Below are 22547 nucleotides of genomic sequence, written 5' to 3' on the forward strand. Positions count from 1 at the left end.
CGCTATTCGGCAGGATCGGGCGGTGGAGAGAGGTGCTGCCGACCGGCCAGCATTTCACGCACCGTCAGAGCGTTAGGGGTCAGGAACAGCCATTGCATCACGGCCCTGATGTCGGCACCGATACCGAGAACGGCAGGCACCAGGAACAGCACGAGCAAGGTGGCCAGCGTCAGCCCCGAAACAATGGTCAGCGCCATCGGGACGAGCATCTGGGCAACGAGGCTGGTTTCAAACAGCAACGGCAGCAGCCCGCCAATTGTGGTGAGAGAGGTCAGCATGACGGCGCGCAAGCGATCTCTGGATGCGCCGATCGCGGCGTCGCGCAGGCCCTCGCCCCCGGCCCGGCGCTCGTTCATCCGGGAAATCAAAACGATCGAGGAATTGACCAGAATACCGGCCAGCCCCAGCATGCCCATCATCGAGATGATCGTGAGGTTGTGCCCGAGCAGGTAATGCCCCCAGACCGCACCGGCGACGCCGAAGGGGATAATCACCATGACTGCAAGCGGAGTGAAATAGGCGGCAAATATCCATGAGATGATGATGTACATCACGGCGAGGGCGACGATCATGCCTGTGCCCAGATCGGCGAAGGCCGCGTTTTGCTCGGCCTGCCGACCGCCAAACTCGTAGGAAATTCCGTAGCGGTTGACGATGGCGGGGAGGTAGTCGGCCTCCAACCGCGCCAGGATATCGGCATGGTCGACGCCCTCGCCGACCGGGGCGCGTACGGAGACCGCGGTGTTCCCTTCCTCGCGGGCAATGAAGGCGAAGCCCTGCTGCTCGGAAAAACTGACAATGGACGAAAGCGGGACATAATCCCCATCCGGCGAGCGGACCCACATGTCGCGCAACGCAGATGAGCCTTGCGCATCGATGGTCCGCACGAGGCGGACGGTAATCTCGTCGTCGTTGGACGCGATGGTCGCTACGTTCTCGCCCTGGAAGGCGCTGCGGATCTGCGATCCCAAAGAGGCAAGATCAAAGCCCAGCGCCGTGCCCCGTGCATTGAGCGCCATGACAAGTTCGGGACTGCCATAAAACAGGGTGTCAAAGGCTGTGTCGACCTCATCGAAGCCTTCGAGCACATCCTTGAGGTCTTCAGCGGCGAGTTTGAGCGTTGCGGCATCGGCCCCCACGAACCGGACATCGATAGCCGAACCCTGCGGTCCACCACGATACTCCCGCACGCCAATGCTCTCAACACCGGCCACGGCGGGCAAATTGTCATTGATGGCCTGGGTGATATCGGACGTGCGAACCGAACGTTCTTCGGATGGAGTGAGATAAACGTCGAAATTGGCCCGCCCCTCCTCGAGATCGAGGCTGGCATAAGTGGTAACGATAAGCTGTTCGCCATCCGGCGTCAGCCCTGCCTCGACCTCGGAGACCGCATCCTCGATGGCCTGGATGGTGGTGCCCATTTCCGACTGGGGCGTTCCGGCCTGGAACTGGGCGGAGATGTTGAAGCTTTCGCCTTCTGCCGTCGGGAAAAATTCAAACCGCAGGGCACCCGACCCGTAAACGCCAAGCGCGCCCAGTGTGATGGTGAGGGCGATGGCCGCCGTGACATAGCGCCACGAATAGCTGAGGGCCGCCAGTCCGCCAAAAATGCGGTCGCGGAAGAAATCGAATCCCTTGTCGAACGTCCACCTGAACCGGCCGGCCTGCTTGCGCTCACGCGGCAGAGCGTGAGCGAGATGGCCCGGCAGGATGAAAAAGCACTCGATCAGTGAAGCGATCAGGACCGCCACGACCACCACAGGCAGTGGCGAGACGATCTGGCCCACCACGTCGCCCACTAGCCAGATGGGAGCGAAGGCCGCAATGGTGGTCAGAGCTGAAGCAATGACGGGCGCCGCCATGGCACTGGCTGCTCGGATCGCCGCCTCGGTTCGCGACAATCCCTGACGATAGAGCGTGGCTGTGTGTTCGCCCACGACGATGGCATCATCGACGATAATGCCCAGCACCATCATGAGCGCGAACATCGAGATCATGTCGAGGGTAAGCCCCATAAGGTACATCGCGCCGAGCGTGCCCATGATGGCGATGGGGATGCCCATGGCCACCCAGATGGCAATGCGGCCATCGAGAAACAGGAACAGCACCACGAGGACCAGAACAAAGCCCGCTACGCCATTGGAGATCAGCAGCCCGAGCCGCTGATTGACCTGATCGGCAGCCGCATCGAAAACCACGGCCTGCAGAGATTGCGGCAGGGTGGGCTGTAATTGTTCGACATAGGCCTGAACCGCCTCGAATGTCGTGACGGTATCGGCACTGGCGGCACGCGAGACCTGCAGCTTGATGGCCGGCTCGCCGCGCATGTAGCCGAGCGGGGTATCAGGATCGAAGGTGTCGGTGATGGTCGCGACATCGCCGAAGGTGAGGCTCTGACCACTTGCCGAGGACAGGATTTCGGTCTGGGCAATTTCCTGGGCCGAGAGTTCATTGGCCGCCGCGCGAATCTGGGCATCGAAATCACCACTAAGCGAGCCGGATGGCTGATCGGCGAAATTGGGCGTGAGCGCGGCGGAGAGATCATCGAGAGTCAGCCCCAACTGGCGCAGCTTGGCATCATCGACCTCGATAACGATCTGACGGTCGCGATAACCGGTAAATTCGACGCGGTCGACACCGGAGGCCAGAAGGCCGTCGCGGATTTCGCGGGCGTACCGCCGCAGGGCCTCCTCGGGGAACGGGCCTGAAATGGCGATGGCGGCAACCGGATCGAAAAAACGTGGCGCGGAAACGCTTGGCGTCTCTGCGCCATCGGGAAGTCCGGTGACCGAGGACACAGCAGTCTGGACCAATCTCTCGGCGGTCTGCATTTCCACTGTGCGCTCGAAGTTGAGCGTGATCGAGCCACGCCCTTCGCGGGCGTTCGAGGTCATCGATATCACGCCTTCGACGCTCTGGACGGCCGGCTCGATGAGCAGGAGAACGTTTCGCTCGACATCTTCGGCGGTTGCCCCGGGCCAGCCAATCGAAACCTGCACGGATCGCACTTCAGTGTTGGGCATCAGCTGTCGGTTGAGATTGCCCAGCCCCCACCATCCGAACAGAACGAACAGGATCATGAAGAGATTGGCGGCGTTGCGGTGCCGCACGAAAGCAGCGATCACGCCGGTCGAGGCTTGCGGAGAGGGACGCATATCAGCCTCCCGGTCCGCGGCCGAAACCGCCGCCGGGGCCACCCGGTTCTTCCTCGCCCTCTACCTGAACCGCCACCCCCTCGCCGGCCTGTGAGAGGCGCGTCGTGATGATGCGTTCGCCCTCGGGGATATCGGCGGCAATGATGATCTGGGCGCCGTCCCGATCGCGTATTTCAACCTCGACCGCCGCCATGCGGCCATCGCGAACAACGTAGATGTGATCGTCGTTATAGAGCGCGGTTTCAGGCACAAGGAGCGTGTTGTCATGGACGAAGCCCGCGACCTCGACGCTGACGAATGTCCCCGGACGCAGCAGATCGGCTTCGTCGCTCTCGAGCTCGGCGTAGAGCGTCACACCACCAGTGGCGGAATCGATCTCGGGCGCGATGCGTGCAATCCGACCTTCGATGCGCTCTGCGCCCGCACCCGCGGTGCGTGAAACTTCGACCGCCCGGTCGAACAGACCGTCGCTCCGCAGCGTGGCGTAGGTTGCATCCGAGACCATGAAACTCACCTCAAGGGCATCGCTTTCATAAATCGAAGCGACGGCTTCGTTGGCACCGACATAAGCAGACTCGGTAACGTTGCGGGCGGTTACGATACCAGTGAAGGGCGCAGTGATCTCGGTGTTGGCCAGATCGCGCTCGGCCGCCTCAAGGGCATAACCGGCCTGGGCGATGGCCGCCTGCTGGCGAAGTATCTGGGCGTTGAGGGTAACGAGGTTGGACTGACGCTGATCGAGGGCCTGCTGACGCTCGGACACCGTGAGTGCGCGGGTATCCACAGTTTGCTGAGTGGCGGCGCCACTCGCAAGAAGGGACCTGGCGCGCTCAAGATCGGTCTGGGCCGATGCCAGGGCATCCTCGGCCGCGGTGATGGCGCTTTGTTCAAGGGCATAGGCTTCCTGCGCTTCGGCAAGGGACAGCTCTGCATCGGCAACCGCAGCGCGGGCTTCGACAACGGCTCCGTTGTAGGTGAAGGGATCGACGCGCACGAGAACATCGTCTTGTTCGACCTGAGAACCGACGGCAAAATCGGGTGAAATTTCGAGCACCCTGCCGGCAACCAGAGAGCGCAGTTCGATGGTGCGCGCGGACGCGACCTGGCCGTAAGCTGTAATGGGCGCGCTGTGGCTGGCATAGGCGGGCTCGATGACTTCAACGGTGAAGGTGCGCTCGCGATTCATGCGCTGGGGTGCTTCGGGCCGCTGGGCCACCCAGCTGAACGCCCAATAGACAGCCAGTCCAAGGATGAGAACTGCCAACCCGAGCCGAACCAGAGCCGACATCAGGCCAAACCGCCCACGCGGCTTGTCGGTTTTCGGCTGATCGTCGCTCTTTTGAGACGGCGCGACGTAGCCGGAGCCGGGTAGGTTTTCCAAAGGCGTTTTCCTTGCCCAACAACACATCCGACGGCCGGATTGGCCGAAGCGGGTCCATATGGGGAAATTTTTACCCGCGACAACAGACTGTTACAAATGAACTTTTGGAAAGGCCGGTAAGGCTTCGGTGCGTGGCGCCCCGTCGGCATGAAAAAGGCGACCTCGAAGGGCCGCCTTTCTCGAACACCGTCCGAACCGCTCAGAACTGGTTGGGATTGAAGTGATAGTGGGTCGAGCAGAACTCGCACACGACCTCTATCTGTCCATCCACCACCATCTCTTCCCTGTCTTCGGGCGTAAAGTCATTGATCATCTGTTCGACGCGCTCGGCCGAGCAGGTGCAGCGTTCGACCAGCAGCTGAGGCTCGAAGACCCGCACACCGGTTTCATGGTAAAGCCGGAACAACAGGCGTTCGGCCGAAAGGCCGGGGTCGGCAAGCTCGGCATCGCTGAGGGTATCGAGCAGCGCCTTGGCCTCGGTCCAGTGGTCATCCTCTATAAAGTCGGGATCAGCCATATCGTCGTTTTCGAAGTCCCCGTCACCGGGAAGATCGGGCATGGTGGCGCCGCCGTGCTCAGGCAGATGCTGGAGCAGGACGCCGCCAGCGCGCCATGAAGGGCGCGATTGGCCACGTTCGGAATGTTCGGCAACGGCAAGCCGGACGCGGGTGGGGATCTGTTCGGACTGCATGAAATAGGTATGGGCAACCTCTTCGAGGCTTTCGCCCTCGAGCGCCACGATGCCCTGATAGCGGTCCATATGGGCGCCCTGGTCCACGGTCAAAGCCAGAACGCCTTTACCCAAGAGGTCCTGCGGCTTGGTGGTCCCGGCTTCGACCAGCGCCGACAGCGCTTCCTCGTCGTAACGGGCATAGGCGCGCAGCCCATCGGGGGTGTCGAAATCAACGACGAGCAGGCTAACCGGGCCGTCGGTGCGCGACTGCAGGATAAACCGACCCTCGAATTTGAGCGACGAGCCGATCAGTGCGGCCAGAGTCACCGCTTCACCCAAAAGGCGCGCGACGGGTTCGGGATAGCCGTGTCGGGCGATGATGGTGTCAAGCTGATCGCCCAAACGCACAACGCGCCCGCGGCTATCGAGATTTTCGAGCGTGAAGGGAACGGCAACATCGTCCCCGCTCTCGGGCCGGTCGAGCCCGAACTGTTCGAGAGAGCTTTCGCCCATTGCGTGTTCCTTAATCCGCCTGGTTACAAATTCTCGATCCCGAAGGCCCAGCAAAGAATGGCCTTCTGGATGTGCAGGCGGTTTTCAGCTTCGTCGAATACGACCGATTGCGGCCCGTCGATCACCTCGTCGGTGACCTCGTCGCCCCGGTGGGCAGGCAGGCAGTGCATGAAGAGCGCGTCGGTCGCGGCTTGGGAGAACAATCTGGGGTTGACCTGGTAAGGTTTCAAGATGCGTCGGCGCTCGCCTTCGTCGGTGTCGCCCATCGACACCCAGGTGTCGGTAATGACCAGATCGGCATCGGCGATCGCGGCGTGTGGATCGGTTCCGAGACTGACGGCATCGCCCACTTCGGCGATGTCGGACAACAGACCCTGATCGGGCCAGTATTCCCTGGGGCAGGCGATGGCCAGCTTGTTGCCGAACAGGGCCGTCGCGTGGACCCAGGATGCCAGAACGTTGTTGGAATCCCCGATCCAGGCGACCTTTTTACCTTCGAGCGGCCCACGGTGTTCCTCGAAGGTCTGTATATCGGCCATAACCTGGCAGGGATGACTGCGCCGGGTCAGCCCGTTGATGACGGGAATGGTCGAAGCGCCCGCCAGATCGAGCAGATCGTCATGGCTGAGAATGCGGATCATGATCGCATCCACATAGCGGCTCATGACCCGCGCCGTATCCTCGATGGTTTCCTCGCGGGCCAGCTGCATTTCCTGGCCGGTCAGCATGAGGGTCTGCCCTCCAAGCTGGCGCATGCCAACGTCGAAGGACACCCGCGTGCGGGTGGACTGGCGCTCAAAGATCATGGCCAGAACCTTGTCCTCGAGCAGGCGGGGACGTTCGCCGGCCTTGAGGCGTCTTTTCAGCTCGTGGGCGAAATCGAGAATGGAACGCAGTTGCTCGAAGGAAAAATCCTTGAGATCGAGAAAATGTCTCGCGGTCATAATCAGCTATCCTGAAAAAGCGAAAAGGAGCCTGCCGCCCCGCTATTGCGCGGCGCTGGCCTGTTCAGCATCAAACTCGGCGAAGGCTCCGGCAATGATGCCGATCGCCTCGCCGATCTCGTCCTCGGTGACGATCAATGGCGGCAGAAGACGCAGCACATTGTCGCTGGCGGCCACCGTGAGCAGCTTGTGATCGCGCAGCCGGGCCACGAAATCGCGCACGGGCGGGGTGATCCTGATGCCGGCGATCAGCCCTTTTCCGCGCACTTCGGTGATGTATTGCGGAAACTTCTGCATGAGCTGGTGAAGTTCATGGGCCACGATCTTGCCCATTGCCTCGACGTGCTCGATAAAGCCGGGAGCCAATATGCGATCGAGGACCGCATTGCCCACCGCGCAGGCCAGCGGATTGCCGCCATAGGTCGAGCCATGGGTGCCCGGCACCATGCTCTCGGCCACCTCGCCCCTGGCAAGGCATGCGCCAAGCGGGAACCCGCCGCCGATGGCCTTGGCAACGGTCATGATGTCGGGAACGACGCCAGACCATTCATGGGCGAAGAATTTCCCCGTCCGGCCATAGCCGCATTGAACTTCATCAAAGATCAGCAACAGGCCGTTCTTGTCGCAAAGGGCGCGCAGGCCCTTGAGATAGGCGTCGGAGAATGCGGTGACCCCACCTTCGCCCTGCACGGGCTCGATGAGGATGGCGGCGGTCTTGTCGTCGATCAGTGCCTCAACGGCAGCCAGATCGCCGGGCTTTGTGTGCTTGTAGCCCGGCATGGGGCCAAAGCCCTCGGTATAGGCTGGATTGCCCGCCGCGGCGATAGTGGCGATGGTGCGGCCGTGGAAAGAACCGGAAAAGCCGATGATATCGACCCTGTCTTTTTGGCCCTTTGCCCAGAAATAATGACGGGCTGTCTTGATGGCGCATTCGAGCGCCTCGGCGCCTGAATTGGTGAAGAACACCTTGTCGGCGAAGGTCGCATCCACCAGTCGCTGGCCGAGCTTTTCCTGCTCGGGAATGGTGAAGATGTTGGAGGTGTGCCAGACCTTGTCGGCCTGCGCCTTGAGCGCATCGACGACGTGTCTGTCGCCATAGCCAAGCGCGTTGACGGCGATGCCGGCAGCGAAATCGAGATAGGCCGTGCCGTCCTCCGTGAACAATCGCATGCCCTCGCCCCGCACAAAGGCGAGTTCGGACCGGGCATACGTGCCATAGAGCGCAGACATTGTTCTAAGCCTTCTCGTTTGAAAGGTTGGGGATGGGACCCAGGTCCCGGAAAATGAAAAGCGCGCCCGGTATCCCAAGCACGCATGACCAGTTCCGCTTATGGTGGGCGGATGCCGAAAAGTCAATCGATCGCCCGGTTTTCCGGGGTCCGGGGCCTTGACTCATCCCTGCCACAATGGTGGTTCAAGTCTGCGCGCGAAAACCGGCTGTGCGATCAATGCAACAGCCATGACCAATTGCTGTCCGGCATTTGAAAATCAGGTGGGATAAACCGGGGAAAGTCCTTTGCGGCCCTTGCCACCGATTTTCCCGCCCGTGTAGTATGAGGCCATTGGGAACACGACATCTCGTGTGGCGGACCCCATCACCATACGACAGTTAGTATGCCGGCGGTCAAACCCATTTGTCCGCGTGAGAACGGACTCTATTCAAGAATACGGCCTGGAGCATAATCGATGAGCTGGACGGACGAGCGCGTAGCACTCCTGAAAAAACTTTGGATGGAAGGCCTCAGCGCAAGCCAGATCGCCGCGGAACTGAGCGGCGGGGTTACCCGCAACGCCGTGATCGGCAAGGTTCACAGATTGAAACTATCGGCGCGGGCCAAGCCGGCGAGCGTCGCACCGCGTGCCAAGACGCAGCGCCCCAGTGCGCCGCGGCGGCCATCTAGCTCTTCGGGAGGAGCGCGCGGCACGGCATCGGCGGCGGCCAGCGCGGTCAGCCAGCGGCGCACGACGATGGCGCCGACCATGGGCGCCACGGCGCTCAAGATGGATACCGAGCTCGAAACCGAGACGGTGGTGGAGACCAACACCAAGGCGGAGCTTTTCATTCCGGTCGAGGAGCGCATCTCGCTGCTCGAATTGACCGAAAAAACCTGCAAATGGCCGATCGGCGACCCGATGAACAGCGAATTTCACTTCTGCGGGCGCGAGTCCGACGAAGGCAAGCCCTATTGCGAATTCCATTCGCGGCGCGCTTACCATCAGATCGACCGCAAGAAGCGCTAGGTTTGTGTAGACCGTTAGGTGATGGTGGCCTGCAAGCGGCAGTTTTCGGCTCACCCTGACCTAACGGTCCACACAACCTAAAGCCTTCCGATACCGAAAAGCCCCCGGCCCTGCCGGGGCTTTTTTTTGTGCCGTTTGCCGTTAGGGCAATTCCAGCTTGCAGGCGGCCAGTTCCCCAGAAAGCGCATCGACCGATTTGCGGGCTTCAGCCTCGATCTGGTCGAGGGACAGGCCGTAGGCGACTTCGAGCCCCAGCCTCTTTGAGGGGTCATTGGCCCAGACGAAATTCAAGTAGGACTTTTTCTGCGCGATGTCGTGGGACAATCCCACTATGGTGAGGGTGGAAGCGGCCATTGTGCTGTCTTTGCGTTTCATCGAGGGCGATCATAATGCCCGACTGGGGCGCGAGGACAAGTTGGCGATAGGCAGGATTTCTTGACGGCCGCAGTTGGACGTCGTTTAATCGCCGGCTTGGGGGCAGGGAGATGGCGCAATGAAACTTCTGCTTGCCGTGGACATTGCCGATCGCCTGCGCGACATCCTCGCCAGCCGCAGGCCCTTCGATATCGAATTTGAAGCCCGAACGCTCGTGGAGCGTCATCCGGAGGCTCATGTGGAGATCGACGACGTCGTGGCCACCATGATGCAAGAGATAAACCGCGGGGCCGATCAGCCGGCAAAGATCATGCTGGCCGGCTCCACTCGGGCAGCGGGAACACCCGATCATAGGCCAGATTGAAGACGAAGGCGTAGCCCATGTATAACAGGGCGAACGATATATCCATGACCAGGGCGTGGATCAGGGTGATGCCCAGATACCAGGCGATGAACGGCATGAGCACGATCAGCAGCCCCAGTTCGAACAGTACGGCATGGACGATGCGCAGGCGTACCGATTTCAGCGTCGTGCCGATTGTGCGCTGCAGGACGGTGTCGAAGCCGAGGTTGAAAACGTAATTCCAGGCCATCGCGATGGTGGCCGAGACGAGGCCAACCACACCGATATCGTGCATGGGCATTGAAAAGACCAATGCGCCAAGCGGGATGACGAGAATGAGGCCGATGATTTCAAAGAAAAGCGCGTGGCGGACGCGATCCCAGGCGGTGCGCATGGTTGGGAAACTCCTTGGCTAAAAAGCTCGGGTCGTCCCGAAAACAATGCCCTTGGCGGGGGAGGTCGTCCTCACGGGGGGCTATTTAGGGGCTGGGGCGGGGAAGTCAAGTTTTGTGTCGGATACCGGAAGCAAGCCCCCCTTCGCTGACGCTCAAAGCCCCCTCACCCCTTCGTGGTGAGGATGGCCGGCAAGCCGGTGAGGGAGCCTGTCTTTTTCGGACAAGCACAAGCGTCCGACGGCGAGATCGCCTCGGTTTCTGATTGCCATTCGAGCTTGGCTCTCATGGCCTTCTCACCTCCAATCGTGCCACCGGCACGAAGTAGACGGCATGGGGCGATGAACGCTCCGCATGATTTAGTTTTTATATGAAGCGATCATCGCCCCATGCATCCGGGGTTTTGGGCTTATGGCGGCGTCTCGGGCTGGGGTTTGTCGTCCGGGATATTGGCATTTTTAGTGGGTCGGTTGGCGAACCGGGAAACCGGTGCCCACTTTCCCTGCCAACCTCCCGTCGGTGCCCCTCTCCCTTTCGGGAGTACGACGTGGACTCCCATCCTCGCCCGGCCATCCGTCCGCTTTGGGCCTTCCCTGCGGCGACCCGCATGGAACCCGGATCGGCCTGTCGGATGGGATCGAAGTGCCCGAGGGCCGATGCGGTCCTAAGGCTCGGACCCATGCTCCCCCTTCTCCAATCCCGCCCTCACCGGAAGCTCGTATGCATCCTCGTCTCTGGTGCGGCCGTGGGAGGAGAATGGCATGAGGATGAGGGGGCGGGGATAAGTTTTTGCGCAGCGTTTCCACCTTCACCCACGTCATCCTCGGGCTCGACCCGGGGATCCGCAACGCTGCTGTTGTGCAGCGCAGAAGTGGCGACCCCTCGCGTCTCACGGCTCCTCAACCCCTTCACCGGCTGCCCGACGCAGCAGATCCCCGGGTCAAGCCCGAGGATGACGATGGGGGTGGGGCGAATGGTGGTGATGGAACCAAGAAGGTGGCCCAAGCCCCATTGCTATCTTGGACATGATCCGGGACCCAGTAGCCTTGCCGACCCTCTGGTGCGTGAAGAGAGGCACATGGGCCCCTGCCTTCGCCGGGGGAGCTAGAGCGGGGTCTGTGGCGAGTCCGCCAGCCCCCGGTTGGGAATTGCCCTGGCCAAAACCGGCCCGGGCAGCGAGGGAGAGAGGTGAGGCGTTTCCGTCGAATGCCGATCTCGACAAGGGCGTGGAATCTGGGGCAATGTCGGGGGATGAACACTTCCCTATTCGCTGTTTTGTGCGTCGGCCTCGGTGGCGGTGTCGGAGCGGTTTTTCGCCATATTGTTTCGACGATCGTTGCGCAAAAACTTGGTCACGGGACCTTCGGCATTCTTGCCGTCAACGTGACCGGCAGCCTGCTTATTGGACTTATTGGCGGTTTTTTCCTGGAGCCGGGCGTGACGGGGACACCATCGGAGCTCGTCTGGCTGCTGGCGGTGGTCGGGGTGTGTGGAGGGTACACGACGGTTTCGAGCTTTTCGCTGCAGACCCTGACATTGCTGCGTGAAGGGCAAGGCGGCCCGGCGCTTCTCAATATCGGCGCTTCGCTTGTTCTGTGTTTGTCGGCCACCGCTATCGGTTTTGCGCTGATCTATTCAATGGGGGCCATGCCATGAGCGAGCGGATGCTTGTCGTTGCCATAGCGTTCGGCGGCGCCGCAGGCAGCATGGCCCGCTTCGGGCTGTCGCTTTTTGCCGTTTCGATGATCCCTGGCTGGTTCATGGCCGGTACGCTGGCCGCCAATATTGCGGGGTCGGCGTTGATCGGGCTGATTGCCGCCTGGTCGGTGCGCCGCTTGCCTTCTCCCATTCTCAGCGGGTTTCTGATCACCGGGTTTTGTGGGGGGTTCACGACGTTTTCGGCATTTTCGCTCGAAGCGCTGCTTTTTGCGATGTCGGGGGCGTGGGCCGTGGCGCTGGGATATATCGCAGCTTCGATTATCGGCTGGATGGTTGCGGTGTGGGTGGGCTGGAGCGCGGGGATGGCGCTGTTTGCGGAAAAAGAGGCGGTCGCCCAAACCAAATCTTAAACGGGTCGCTGCCATAACCCTTGAGGTAAAAAGCCTTGGGGACCACGATCATGCTCAGCCGCATAAACGCCATGGGCGTTCTGTTTGCCATCGCCGCGCTGATGGCGCTGGCGCTGGCGGGGGGACTGGCGCTTTACGCCATTATCGAGGATCCCGGTTCGAACAGCTATGCGCTGCTGGCCGAAGCGTTTCTCAACGGGCGGCTGGACACGACAACCTGCTTCGATGGCGATTGCGCGCGGTTCGAGGACAAGATCTTCGTGATGTTTCCGCCCGTCCCGGCGATCATCGCCCTGCCCTTCGTGGCGCTGTTCGGGGTCAATTTTTCCGGCTTCGTGTTTCTCTCGGCCATCGCCTTTGCGCTATCGGTGTGGCTGTGGTGGCAGATTTTCGAGGGGCTGAAGGTTGAGCGCGATGTGGCGATCTGGCTGCTGCTGGGGCTGGCCTTTGCCACCCCGCTCTATTTCGTGACCATCCGCGGCGACGGCATCTGGTTTTTTGCCCAGGCGATCGGGTTCGCCTTCACCTCGCTGGCCATCCACCAGATGGTGCGCGGGGGGAGCCTGATCCTGGCCGGGGCGTGCATCGGGGCGGCGTTTTTGTGCCGGCAAATGGCGGTGTTTTACCTGCCGTTCCTGTTTGCCCTGTCGCTGGACCGGTTCGAGCCGCTGATCAGCTTTTCGCGTGAGCATATCGTGCGGGTGCTCAAGCTGGGTCTGCCGGCGGGCGTCGCGGTTCTGATCTATCTTGCCTACAATTATCTTCGGTTCGGCGATCCGATGCAGACCGGCTACCCTTACATGATTGGCGCCGATATTGCCGAGGGCGGATCGATGATCAACTACCGGCTGGCCGAGCACGGGCTGTGGTCGTCGGCCTATGTGTTGTTCAACACGCTCTATCTGTTCGTGCAGGGCTTCCACATGGATTTCGGCGGCAATGCGATGGTCGAACCCGTCGGACTCGATCCGTCGGGCACGGCGCTTCTGGCGGCCAGCCCGTTCGTTCTGTTCGCGTTTTTCGCGCCGATGCGCCGGCCGGTACTGATCGGGATTGCGACGATCCTCGTTATCGCCGTGCCCACCCTGTTCTATCACTCGAACGGGTATTCCCAGTTCAACGTGCAGCGCTATGCGCTCGACTGGCTGCCCATCGTCTTTTACATGCTGGCGCTTGCCGTCACCGATCGCGACATGCGCGGGCTGGCGCTGCTGGTGACTTTCGGGATCGGGCTTAACCTCATTACCATGGCGTTTCTGGCACTGGGATTGGCGGCGTAGTTCCTAAGTGGTCACGCTTCCGAACCGAAAAAGTGGAAACCACTTTTTCTGGAAGCGCTCCGGTGGGATCGGGCTTAACCTCATTACCATGGCGTTTCTGGCACTGGGATTGGCGGCGTAGCGTCTTGTCTGGTCGCGCTTTCGAACCGACAAGCGCTTATTCAGCCGCCCAGGCGCCGAACTGCGCATTGTGCAGGCGAGCGTAGGCGCCGGCCCTGGCGACCAGCGCTTCATGGGCGCCCTCTTCCACGATACGGCCATCGGCGACCACGGCGATGCGGTCCGCATTGCGGATGGTGGCCAGGCGGTGGGCGATGACCAGAGTGGTGCGGCCCTCCGAGAGTGCCGAAAGCGCGCGCTGGATCTGCATTTCTGTTTCGGTATCGAGCGCCGAGGTCGCCTCGTCGAGAATGAGGATCGGCGGGTTTTTCAGAAATATTCGCGCGATGGCGAGGCGCTGCTTCTGGCCGCCCGAGAGTTTGACCCCGCGCTCGCCGATCATGGTATCGAGCCCGTCGGGCAATTGGGCAATGACGCTATCGAACTGGGCGCTGCGGGCGGCGGCCATGATCTCCTCGTCGGTTGCACCCAGACGGCCATAAGCGATGTTGTCGCGGATCGAGGTGCCGAACATGAAAACGTCCTGCTGGACGATGCCGATCTGGCTGCGCAGGGAATCCTGGGTCATGTCGCGGATGTCGATGCCATCGATGGTGATGGCGCCGGAATCGATTTCGTAAAAGCGCGGCAGCAGTGAGCAGATCGTGGTCTTGCCCGCACCGGAGGGACCGACCAGGGCGATGGTTTGCCCGGCTTTAACGCCGAGGGTGATGTCGGCCAGGATCGGGCGGTTGTCCGAATAGGCGAAGTTGACCTTGTCGAAGACGATATCGCCCCTGAGATCGGAAACCCTTTTTGCGCTTGGGCTATCGACGATATCGGGTTCGGTATCGATCAGGTCGGTGAAGCGTTTGAAGCCGGCGATGCCTTTGGGATAGCTTTCGATGACCGAGATGATCTTGTCGATGGGACGAAACAGAACGGTGATGAGAAGCAGAAAGCCGACGAACTGGCCGTAGGTCATTTCGCCATACATGACGAGCGCGGTCCCGGCGAGCATGACCATCAACTGCACGAGGCTCTTGGCCATATAGGACATCGAGATCGACGCCGTCATGATCTTGTAGGCCTTGAGCTTGGTGGTGCGGTAGCTCTGATTGTCACCTTCAAACAGCTTGCGCTCATGGCGCTCATTGGCAAAGGCACGTACGGCACGGACCCCGCCGATCGATTCCTCGATGCGCTGGTTGAAATCGCCGACCCGGCCGTAAAGGTTCTTCCAGGTCATGGTCATGGCGCTTCCGTATTTGAAGATCAGGAAGGCGGCGACCGGGACGATGAACAGGGTGAGCGCGGCGAGCTTTAAATTCATCAGCGCCATGATGATGAAGGCACCGATAAAGGTCATGATGGCTATAAAGACGTCTTCGGGACCGTGATGGGCGATCTCACCGACCTCTTCGAGATCCTTGGTGACGTGGGTAATGAGGTGCCCGGTCTTCTTGTTGTCGAAATAGCGGAATGAGAGTTTGTGGAGGTGATCGAAGGCCTGACGGCGCATGTCGGTCTCGATGCCGATGCCAAGCGCGTGGCCCCAATAGTTGACCACCGAAAGCAGGCCCGCATTGAGGATATAGACGACCAGCAGACCAGCAGCGGCGGCAAGAATCCAGAACCAGTTCTGGCTGGGCAGCAATTGATCGACATAGAGCTGGACGACCACGGGGAAGCTCAATTCGAGCAGGCCGACGATGACCGCGCAGCCGAAATCGAGGAAAAACAGGCCCTTATAGGGCGCGTAATAGGAGAAAAATCGGCGCAGCATCGTCGGATCGCTTTCAATACCGCCCGGACCTAGCGCGCTTAAACCAGACTCGTCAAGTCAAGTTTTCTGCGTGGTCGGGAGCGGTCCGAAAACTGAGATATTTGTGGCCGAAGAAATTTGCAACAGCGCCGACGCCGATTGCCGTGCCGTGTGCAACCGCTTCAGGCAGCAAGCGCCATCCGATGGCCGGGAGCAAATGATCGAGCAGGGCCAGGGAAACCGCCATGACGACAACGGCGCCGAGCGCATTGACGATGAGAAAGAGCGTGGCCTGCAGCGCCATGGACTGGCGGGAATTGGGAAACACATAGGCGCGGTAGAGCGTGAACCCGGCGCTCATGCCAATGAGATAGGCCACGAACACGGCGGCGGGAAACGGCAGCACGAGCGAGAGCGGGAAACGCACCAGCCAGTTGATCGCCGCTGCAAGACCGCCAAGCAGCAGGAAGCGCACGACCTGGGGCAGCTTGAGGAAGGCCTGCGGGCTCATATGCCGATCCAGGCGAGAAAGAAGCCGAGCGCCAGACCGGCGGCGAGCATGAGGCTTTTGGGGTCTTTCATGGCAAAGGCGACGGGATCGTCGTTGAGTTCGCCGCGAAAGCTGAGCATCCAGATGCGGCCGATCCACAGGAACAGGGCGGCGGGCATGAGCCAGAGCCAGATCGAATCCGAATAGAAATCGGCGGCCAGGGCATCCTGGGTGAGATAGAGCACAAGGATGAGAACCGAGCCGATGCCGCTGGCCACGCCCATGGCCATGATGAAGGGCGCATCGGTTGTGAAATATCCGCGCCCACTGATCCGGCCCGATCCGCCATTGTCGGTCATGCGCTGCACCTCGGTGTTGCGCTTGGCGAAGGAAAGCGAGGCAAACAGGAACATGGAAAAGACAAGCAGCCAGGGCGAGGCCATGACACCGACGGCGACAATGCCCAATACGAGTCGCAAGGTGAACAGCACGGCCAGCGTGAAGGCATCGAGGATCGGCTTGCGTTTGATCCCCAGGGAATAGGCGACGGTGAGGGTCAGATAGGCGGCAAGCGTTGCGACAACCAGGGGATTGACCAGCGCGCCGAGCGCGAAGGCGGCAATCATGGCGACGGGCATGGCGGCCACGGCATTGGCGATGGATATGCGACCGGCCGCGAGCGGACGGTTGCGCTTGGACCAATGGCGGCGGTCGTCGGCGATGTCCCAGAGGTCGTTGAGGAGATATGTCGAGGAGGCGAGGATGCCCAGGGCGAGAAATGCCATGCCCGCGCTGGTCCATGCTGCGAGGTCGAGCATATGGCCACCCAGCATGAGCGGCACGAACACCAAGGCGTTCTTGGCCCATTGATGCAGGCGCGCCTCCTTGATCCAATCCCTGAGCCGTGTGGGACGCTTTATGGTGTGCTCGATATCGGTCAGGCGGGCGGCCGCGCGCTCCACGCCACCGGCGGTTTCGACAAGAACGCCGGCTTTCGCGACTTTCCAGACGGCAAGGTCGGTCTTGCTGTCGCCGGCATAGACGAAGCCATCGGGAAACATTTCGGCCAGCTTTTGAGCCTTTGTGGCGCCCTTGAGATTGGTGATGCCATCGGATGCGATGGTCTTATCGATAAAGGGGAAGCGGTGAGCGATGCGTATGGCCAGCAGGCTGTCTGCCGCTGTGGCCAGAATGATTTGACGGCCTTTTGCCTTTTCGGCCTCGGCGTAGGCGACAAGCTCGGCGTTGAGCGGGATGTCGTCGACCTCGAGGGTCACCTGGCTGGCCAGTTGCTGCTTGAGATGCGCCTTGCCCTTGAGGAGCCAGAGCACGAGGGAAAACAGGCCGAACGGGTTCTGCTTGAGATAGGCGAAAACCGTCTCGTGCAGCAGATCGGTGCGGATCAGGGTGTCGTCGAGATCGAGAACGAGCGGGAGAAGGCCCGATCGGGGTTTCCGGTCGGCACGGGTCTGTTTGACCGCAACAGCTGATTTGGGCATCGCACCTGCTCACTTTGCAAATTTCGCCCCGTTATCGCGGGCGCGAAGCTGTGGTGCAAAGAAAACAGCAAATAAGCGTTAATCAGGCGCGACGCGCAAATCAGTCAAATGCACGACAAAATTTACGCTTTATCGATCTGGCTTAATATGGTGCCAACAGGATCGATAAAATCGTACCTGTTTATCAAGCCTCTAGTTCGCCACGAATTTTTCGTCGAAGGCATAGCCCGCGCCGCGGACGGTGCGGATGGGGTCCTTGACCCGCCCCCGATTGATGGCCTTGCGCAGCCGGCCGACATGGACGTCCACGGTGCGCTCGTCGACATAGACATCGGTGCCCCAGACGCCATCGAGCAATTGCTCACGCGAATAGACGCGGCCGGGATTGCCCATGAGGTATTCGAGCAGGCGGTACTCTGTGGGGCCGAGATGGACTTCCTTGCCCGAGCGGCGGACGCGATGGGTGGTGCGGTCGAGTTCGATGTCGCCCGCCTTGAGGATAGCAGCGATCAACTGCGGGTTCGACCGGCGCAAAAGGGCGTTGATGCGGGCCATCAGCTCGGGAAGCGAAAAGGGTTTGACGACATAATCGTCGGCCCCGGTCGCCAGACCGCGCACCCGCTCTTCTTCCTCGCCGCGTGCGGTGAGCATGATGATCGGGATGCGGGCGGTATCGGTGCGGGCGCGGATGCGGCGGCAGATCTCGATGCCCGAAGTGCCCGGCAGCATCCAGTCGAGCAGGATGATATCGGGCGTGTTTTCGGCGATGCGCAGCATGGCCTCTTCGGCATCTTCGGCGGTTGCGACGGAAAAATCTTCCGCCTCGAGATTGTATCGCAGAAGTTCGACGAGATCGGCCTCGTCTTCGACAACAAGAACCTGAGGGATCATTGACTAGCCCTTGATCTGCTCACGCTTGAAATCCTCGACGTCCGACGTCAGTGACTGGCCGGTCGCAAGGAAATAGGCCTGCTCTGCTATGTTGGTCGAGTGATCGCCCACCCGCTCAAGATTTTTGCCGCAGAACAGGAGGTGCGTACACATGGTGATATTACGCGGATCTTCCATCATGTAGGTGAGGAGTTCGCGGAACAGGGAAACATAGAGCGCATCGACGTCGGTATCGCGCTCGACCACATCGACCGCCATGTCCTTGTCGCGGGCGGCAAAGGCATCGAGGGCCAGCTTGACCTGGCGCTGGACGAGTTCGCCCATGTGGCGCAGTCCGTTCTTGAACTGGCTCGACATGCCGATGCCTTCGAACTGGGTGGAGCGACGGGCCGTCGACTTGGCCATGTCGCCGATGCGTTCGAGATCGTTGGCGACGTGAATGGAAGCGATGACAAGGCGCAGGTCCTGCGCCATGGGCTGGCGCCGGGCGATGATCGAGACCGCCATCTCGTCGATCTGGGCCTGCATGGCGTCGACCTTCTTGTCGGCGGCCACAGTGGCCAGCGCAAGGTCGGCATCGGAGCGGATCAGGGCGTCGGTGGCGTTGGAAATCGCCTTTTCGACAAACCCGCCCATTTCCGAGATCGAACGGGCCAACTCGATCAGTTCATCTTCGTAGGAGCTAACGATATGTTCGCTTGAATTGGGCATGACGTGGGTCTCCTACCCGATGCGGCCGGTGATGTAATCCTGGGTGCGCTTTTCCCTGGGATTGGTGAAGATGGATTCGGTCGGACCTTCCTCGATCAGCTTGCCCAGGTGGAAGAACGCGGTCTTTTGCGAGACGCGCGCGGCCTGCTGCATGGAGTGGGTGACGATAACAATGGTGTAATTGGCACGCAATTCGTCGATCAGCTCCTCGATGATCGCGGTTGCGATCGGATCGAGTGCCGAGCAGGGCTCGTCCATGAGGATGACTTCGGGACCGACCGCTATGGCGCGCGCGATGCACAGGCGCTGCTGCTGGCCACCCGACAGGCCGGTGCCGGGCGAATGCAGCCGGTCCTTGACCTCTTCGAACAGCCCCGCCTTTTGCAGCGAAGTCACGACGATTTCTTCAAGATCGGACTTGTTGCGGGCCAGTCCGTGGATCTTGGGGCCATAGGCAACGTTTTCAAATATCGATTTGGGGAACGGATTGGGCTTTTGGAACACCATACCGATCCGGGCGCGCAGTTCGACCACGTCGAGGCTGGCGTCGTAAAGATTGTCGCCGTCGAGAGCGACGGTGCCGGTGACCCGGCAGCCCTCGATGGTATCGTTCATACGATTGATGCAGCGCAGGAATGTGGATTTGCCGCACCCCGAAGGGCCGATAAAGGCGCTGACAGCCTTTTCGGGGATATCGATCGAAACGTCGAACAGCGCCTGTTTTTCATTGTAGAAGACCGAAACGTCTTCCGCCTTGAGGCGCGCGGGGTGCCCGGTATCGTCGGGCGTGCGGACTGTCTGGAAGCCGGCCTCGCCAGCTGTCGTGTTGCTCTGGTTCATCGGAGGCATTGCACTCCTGTCCATTGTGGTTCCGATTGTCATTTGCGGCGCTCCAATCGTGTGCGCAGGAAGATGGCGATGGCATTCAACAGGATCATCATGCCCAAAAGGACCATAATGGCAGCCGATGTCCGCGCCTCAAAGAAGTTCCGGTTTTCGTTGCCCTGCCAGAGATAGATCTGAACCGGCAGAGCCGTCGCCGAATCCAGCGGATTGGCGGGAATGTTGGCGATGAACGCGCTCATGCCGATCAGCAGCAGAGGTGCCGTCTCGCCAAGGGCCTGGGCTACACCGATGATGGTGGCGGTCAGAATGCCGGGGAACGTCAGCGGCAGAACATGGTGGAACACGGTCTGGTTGCGCGAGGCACCAAGCCCGAGCGCCGCCTGACGGAGCGAGGGCGAAACAGCGCGCAATGACGAGCGGGTCGCAATGATGATGGTGGGCAGGGTCATCAGGGTCAGCACAAGGCCGCCAACCAGCGGTGCCGAGCGCGGCAGGCCAAGATAGTTGATGAACACAGCCGCGCCGAGCAGACCGAAGACGATGGAGGGCACGGCCGCGAGATTGTTGATGTTGACTTCGATGAGGTCGGTCCAGCGGTTCTTGGGCGCGAACTCCTCAAGATAGACCGCGCTGGCAACGCCGAGCGGAACGGCCAGCACGATCACCACCATCATCATGTAGAGTGAACCCATGAACGCGCCGGCCAGACCAGCCGAAGCAGGAGCGGAGCGGCTATCGACATTGGTAAAGATGTGCCAGGCGAAATCGAAGCTTATGGCACCCTCTTCCAGGAGCCGATCGGCAAGCTGGCGTGTCTGGGGAGAAAGCTGCTGGCGCTCGTCAGCCAGCGAACGGTCGATGGTGCCCTTGAGCCAGTTGTCGGTGTTGGCGGAGGCCAGTATTGTCACCGGCACGGTCTGCCCGAGCACGTCGGGATTGGCGAAATAGCGATCGCGCAGCTGGAAGCGAGCGGCCGATGTTACGAGTTCGAGAACATCGCGGCTTTCGATTTCCAGATCGGGCACGGCGGTGCGGACAGCGGTTTCGACGATGGCGTTCCAGTTGGACAAAGTAACGTCGCGCTGCCACTGAACCATCGCCGCGCGATAATCGGCATCGGACGCACTGTCCGAACGGTCTGGCTGGGGACCGCCTTCAACCAGCTCGGGATCGAAATAGGCTTCGACATGCAGCGTTGACTGCCAGAAGGACGGCAGGCCCTTGGAGATGATCATCCCGAACAGGATGGCAACGAAGCCCAGCGCAGCGGCAATCGACAGGATGCCGGCCCAGCGAAACATGGTTTCATTGCGATGGCGCCGCGCAAGACTCTTGCGAACGCGTTCGCGCTTGGCATCGCTGGATTCGGGGCTGGAGAGCAATGTGTCGACCATGGCTATTCGTATTGCTCCCTGAACTTGCGGACGATGTAGAGTGCCAGGACATTCAGCAGCAGGGTCATGACAAAGAGTGTCAGGCCAAGCGCGAAGGCCACGAGAGATTGAGGGCTGGTGAAATCGGCATCGCCGGTGAGCTGATTGACGATGCTTACGGTCACGGTGGAGGTGGGCTCGGCCGGATTGAAGCGCAGCACGGGGCTGTTGCCGGCGGCCAGCACCACGATCATGGTCTCGCCGATGGCCCGGCTGACGGCGAGCAGGATGGCGCCCACAACGCCGGGCAAAGCAGCCGGCAGCAGAACCTTGCGGATGGTTTCCGATTGCGTCGCGCCCAGCCCGAGCGAACCGTCGCGCATGGTGCGGGGAACCTGGGCGATGATGTCGTCACTGAGCGAAGAGATGAAGGGGATGATCATGATTCCCATGACCACGCCTGCCGTCAGCGCACTTGTCGCCCTGATGTCCACACCGATCATGTTGCCCAGGCCGGCAAAGAACGGCCCCACGGTAACCAGGGCGAAAAAGCCGTAAACGATGGTGGGAATGCCGGCCAGCACCTCGATGATGGGCTTGACCACATTGCGCACATTGGGGGGCGCGTACTGGGAGAGATAGATGGCCGACATCAAGCCAATCGGCACGGCAACCAGCATGGCGATGAGGCTGATCATGACAGTGCCCCAGAGCAGCGGCAGCAGGCCATATTCGCCAGCCGATCCGGTGCCCGAGCTCTGGAACCGGGGGTTCCAGGTGGTGCCGAAGAAGAAGTCGAGCGGGTTGATGAAGGAGAAAAACCGCAGGGCGTCGGCAAGCAGCGAAAGCACGATACCGATCGTGGTCAGCACCGCGACGGTGGAGCAGGCAATAAGGCCGATACGGACAGCGATTTCGACTTCGGTTCGGGCCCGCAGCCGCAAGCCGATGCGCCGCTGAGCAAAAAAGAGCCCGCCGGCGCCAAGCGCCGCGGCTGCGCCGATCACGGCAAGGAACGAAACGAGCTGGAAGGTCTCAAAGGCCTGGGCGGCAGCCAATTCCTCGGGCGCGGGCTCACCGACCACGCCAAATCCGTTGGCGATGGCCTGGACACGGTTGATGACGGCCTGCACCTGGACCTGGGTAAGCTGCGCCGTTTCGGGCGGCAGTTGTGCGAGAATGAAGCTGCGCGTGACCGTTTCGCTGAACAGCGCCCACAGGCCGAGCACGATGATTGCCGGAAGCAGGGCGAAAAGGGCGGCGAGAACGCCGTGATAGATGGGGCGCGAATGCAGGCGCTCGGCGCCTCCGCTGGCAAGCCTGCGGCTGCGCGACCAGCCGATCTGATAAGAGAGCGTGAGAAGAACCAACAAAAGTGCGGCGATAACGAGAGCGTTCACGGCGAACTGGTCCTTCCAGATGGGCCGGGGCCTGGGACCCGGCGCGGACTGTAATTTTATATGGAGGACCCCGGAATGCCCGGGATCCTCCGATCTTGCAAGTG

At 61.0% G+C, this 22547-nt stretch carries 20 protein-coding genes; 5 read left to right on the forward strand and 15 right to left on the reverse strand.

The window, feature by feature from the left end; genetic code table 11:
* Positions 1-2 precede the first annotated feature (2 nt).
* The 5 genes from V6617_RS14935 to V6617_RS14955 form a co-directional block, all read right to left on the reverse strand.
* Complete coding sequence (locus V6617_RS14935; protein ID WP_338607711.1) at positions 3-3158, reverse strand: efflux RND transporter permease subunit; 3156 nt, start codon at positions 3156-3158, stop codon at positions 3-5.
* A gap of 1 nt (position 3159) precedes the next feature.
* Positions 3160-4539 carry an efflux RND transporter periplasmic adaptor subunit gene (locus tag V6617_RS14940; protein ID WP_338607712.1) on the reverse strand — a complete coding sequence of 460 codons (1380 nt, stop codon included), beginning with the start codon at positions 4537-4539 and terminating at the stop codon, positions 3160-3162.
* Positions 4540-4738: 199 nt separating this feature from the next.
* Positions 4739-5725 carry an Hsp33 family molecular chaperone gene (locus V6617_RS14945; protein WP_338607713.1) on the reverse strand — a complete coding sequence of 329 codons (987 nt, stop codon included), beginning with the start codon at positions 5723-5725 and terminating at the stop codon, positions 4739-4741.
* A gap of 23 nt (positions 5726-5748) precedes the next feature.
* A complete protein-coding gene (gene argF, locus V6617_RS14950; protein ID WP_422394788.1) occupies positions 5749-6669 on the reverse strand; it encodes an ornithine carbamoyltransferase in 921 nt (306 codons plus the stop codon).
* Positions 6670-6711: 42 nt separating this feature from the next.
* Entirely contained in the window at positions 6712-7899 is a 1188-nt protein-coding gene (locus V6617_RS14955) for an aspartate aminotransferase family protein (protein WP_338607714.1), read from the reverse strand.
* Between the two features lie 456 nt (positions 7900-8355).
* Here V6617_RS14955 and V6617_RS14960 point away from each other — a divergent pair, with 456 nt between their 5' ends.
* Positions 8356-8910, forward strand: a complete 555-nt coding sequence (locus V6617_RS14960) for a GcrA family cell cycle regulator (protein WP_338607715.1) — start codon at positions 8356-8358, stop codon at positions 8908-8910.
* Positions 8911-9051: 141 nt separating this feature from the next.
* On the opposite strand, the gene V6617_RS14965 is transcribed toward V6617_RS14960, so the two are convergent.
* Positions 9052-9264 (reverse strand): hypothetical protein, encoded by a 213-nt coding sequence (locus V6617_RS14965; protein WP_338607716.1) that lies wholly within the window; start codon positions 9262-9264, stop codon positions 9052-9054.
* 139 nt (positions 9265-9403) lie between these two features.
* Between V6617_RS14965 and V6617_RS14970 the strand changes: the two genes are divergently transcribed.
* Positions 9404-9649, forward strand: coding sequence for a hypothetical protein (locus V6617_RS14970; protein ID WP_338607717.1), 246 nt, complete (start codon positions 9404-9406; stop codon positions 9647-9649).
* Here the strand turns inward: V6617_RS14970 and V6617_RS14975 are convergent.
* Complete coding sequence (locus V6617_RS14975) at positions 9594-10022, reverse strand: PACE efflux transporter (protein WP_338607718.1); 429 nt, start codon at positions 10020-10022, stop codon at positions 9594-9596. The genes V6617_RS14970 and V6617_RS14975 overlap by 56 nt on opposite strands.
* A gap of 1249 nt (positions 10023-11271) precedes the next feature.
* Here V6617_RS14975 and V6617_RS14980 point away from each other — a divergent pair.
* From V6617_RS14980 to V6617_RS14990, 3 genes are read left to right on the forward strand one after another with little or no spacing between them, the layout of a single operon-like run.
* Complete coding sequence (locus tag V6617_RS14980; RefSeq protein WP_338607719.1) at positions 11272-11676, forward strand: fluoride efflux transporter FluC; 405 nt, start codon at positions 11272-11274, stop codon at positions 11674-11676.
* Entirely contained in the window at positions 11673-12089 is a 417-nt protein-coding gene (locus V6617_RS14985) for a CrcB family protein (RefSeq protein WP_338607720.1), read from the forward strand. The genes V6617_RS14980 and V6617_RS14985 overlap by 4 nt, the downstream gene beginning before the upstream one ends.
* 50 nt (positions 12090-12139) lie before the next feature.
* Positions 12140-13369, forward strand: a complete 1230-nt coding sequence (locus V6617_RS14990; RefSeq protein WP_338607721.1) for a hypothetical protein — start codon at positions 12140-12142, stop codon at positions 13367-13369.
* A 157-nt stretch (positions 13370-13526) separates the two neighbouring features.
* Here the strand turns inward: V6617_RS14990 and V6617_RS14995 are convergent, their stop codons facing one another.
* From V6617_RS14995 to pstC, 8 genes are all read right to left on the reverse strand, one after another.
* Positions 13527-15254, reverse strand: coding sequence for an ABC transporter ATP-binding protein (locus V6617_RS14995; RefSeq protein WP_338607722.1), 1728 nt, complete (start codon positions 15252-15254; stop codon positions 13527-13529).
* Positions 15255-15306: 52 nt separating this feature from the next.
* Positions 15307-15744 (reverse strand): GtrA family protein, encoded by a 438-nt coding sequence (locus V6617_RS15000; RefSeq protein WP_338607723.1) that lies wholly within the window; start codon positions 15742-15744, stop codon positions 15307-15309.
* A complete protein-coding gene (locus V6617_RS15005; RefSeq protein ID WP_338607724.1) occupies positions 15741-17222 on the reverse strand; it encodes a UbiA family prenyltransferase in 1482 nt (493 codons plus the stop codon). Before V6617_RS15005 ends, V6617_RS15000 begins: the two co-directional genes overlap by 4 nt.
* Before the next feature lie 192 nt (positions 17223-17414).
* Positions 17415-18113 (reverse strand): phosphate regulon transcriptional regulator PhoB, encoded by a 699-nt coding sequence (gene phoB / locus V6617_RS15010; protein WP_338607725.1) that lies wholly within the window; start codon positions 18111-18113, stop codon positions 17415-17417.
* A gap of 3 nt (positions 18114-18116) precedes the next feature.
* Positions 18117-18824 (reverse strand): phosphate signaling complex protein PhoU, encoded by a 708-nt coding sequence (gene phoU, locus V6617_RS15015; protein ID WP_338607726.1) that lies wholly within the window; start codon positions 18822-18824, stop codon positions 18117-18119.
* 12 nt (positions 18825-18836) lie between these two features.
* Positions 18837-19706, reverse strand: a complete 870-nt coding sequence (pstB, locus tag V6617_RS15020; RefSeq protein ID WP_338607727.1) for a phosphate ABC transporter ATP-binding protein PstB — start codon at positions 19704-19706, stop codon at positions 18837-18839.
* Positions 19703-21064, reverse strand: a complete 1362-nt coding sequence (gene pstA / locus V6617_RS15025; RefSeq protein WP_338607728.1) for a phosphate ABC transporter permease PstA — start codon at positions 21062-21064, stop codon at positions 19703-19705. Before pstA ends, pstB begins: the two co-directional genes overlap by 4 nt.
* Positions 21065-21066: 2 nt before the next feature.
* Positions 21067-22443, reverse strand: coding sequence for a phosphate ABC transporter permease subunit PstC (gene pstC / locus V6617_RS15030; protein ID WP_338607729.1), 1377 nt, complete (start codon positions 22441-22443; stop codon positions 21067-21069).
* Positions 22444-22547: the final 104 nt, after the last annotated feature.

The sequence above is a fragment of the Pelagibacterium nitratireducens genome, from assembly GCF_037044555.1.
Taxonomy (GTDB): Bacteria; Pseudomonadota; Alphaproteobacteria; order Rhizobiales; family Devosiaceae; genus Pelagibacterium; species Pelagibacterium nitratireducens.

Bases quoted from the DNA above. Each gene is read 5' to 3' on its own strand.
- V6617_RS14980 (WP_338607719.1), top strand. From the start codon at position 11,272: ATGAACACTTCCCTATTCGCTGTTTTGTGCGTCGGCCTCGGTGGCGGT.
- V6617_RS14935 (WP_338607711.1), bottom strand. From the start codon at position 3,158: ATGCGTCCCTCTCCGCAAGCCTCGACCGGCGTGATCGCTGCTTTCGTG.
- V6617_RS14945 (WP_338607713.1), bottom strand. From the start codon at position 5,725: ATGGGCGAAAGCTCTCTCGAACAGTTCGGGCTCGACCGGCCCGAGAGC.
- argF (WP_422394788.1), bottom strand. From the start codon at position 6,669: ATGACCGCGAGACATTTTCTCGATCTCAAGGATTTTTCCTTCGAGCAA.
- V6617_RS14990 (WP_338607721.1), top strand. From the start codon at position 12,140: ATGCTCAGCCGCATAAACGCCATGGGCGTTCTGTTTGCCATCGCCGCG.
- V6617_RS14970 (WP_338607717.1), top strand. From the start codon at position 9,404: ATGAAACTTCTGCTTGCCGTGGACATTGCCGATCGCCTGCGCGACATC.
- V6617_RS14955 (WP_338607714.1), bottom strand. From the start codon at position 7,899: ATGTCTGCGCTCTATGGCACGTATGCCCGGTCCGAACTCGCCTTTGTG.
- V6617_RS14975 (WP_338607718.1), bottom strand. From the start codon at position 10,022: ATGCGCACCGCCTGGGATCGCGTCCGCCACGCGCTTTTCTTTGAAATC.
- V6617_RS14965 (WP_338607716.1), bottom strand. From the start codon at position 9,264: ATGGCCGCTTCCACCCTCACCATAGTGGGATTGTCCCACGACATCGCG.
- phoB (WP_338607725.1), bottom strand. From the start codon at position 18,113: ATGATCCCTCAGGTTCTTGTTGTCGAAGACGAGGCCGATCTCGTCGAA.
- V6617_RS14960 (WP_338607715.1), top strand. From the start codon at position 8,356: ATGAGCTGGACGGACGAGCGCGTAGCACTCCTGAAAAAACTTTGGATG.
- V6617_RS15005 (WP_338607724.1), bottom strand. From the start codon at position 17,222: ATGCCCAAATCAGCTGTTGCGGTCAAACAGACCCGTGCCGACCGGAAA.
- pstA (WP_338607728.1), bottom strand. From the start codon at position 21,064: ATGGTCGACACATTGCTCTCCAGCCCCGAATCCAGCGATGCCAAGCGC.
- phoU (WP_338607726.1), bottom strand. From the start codon at position 18,824: ATGCCCAATTCAAGCGAACATATCGTTAGCTCCTACGAAGATGAACTG.
- V6617_RS14995 (WP_338607722.1), bottom strand. From the start codon at position 15,254: ATGCTGCGCCGATTTTTCTCCTATTACGCGCCCTATAAGGGCCTGTTT.
- V6617_RS14985 (WP_338607720.1), top strand. From the start codon at position 11,673: ATGAGCGAGCGGATGCTTGTCGTTGCCATAGCGTTCGGCGGCGCCGCA.
- pstB (WP_338607727.1), bottom strand. From the start codon at position 19,706: ATGACAATCGGAACCACAATGGACAGGAGTGCAATGCCTCCGATGAAC.
- V6617_RS15000 (WP_338607723.1), bottom strand. From the start codon at position 15,744: ATGAGCCCGCAGGCCTTCCTCAAGCTGCCCCAGGTCGTGCGCTTCCTG.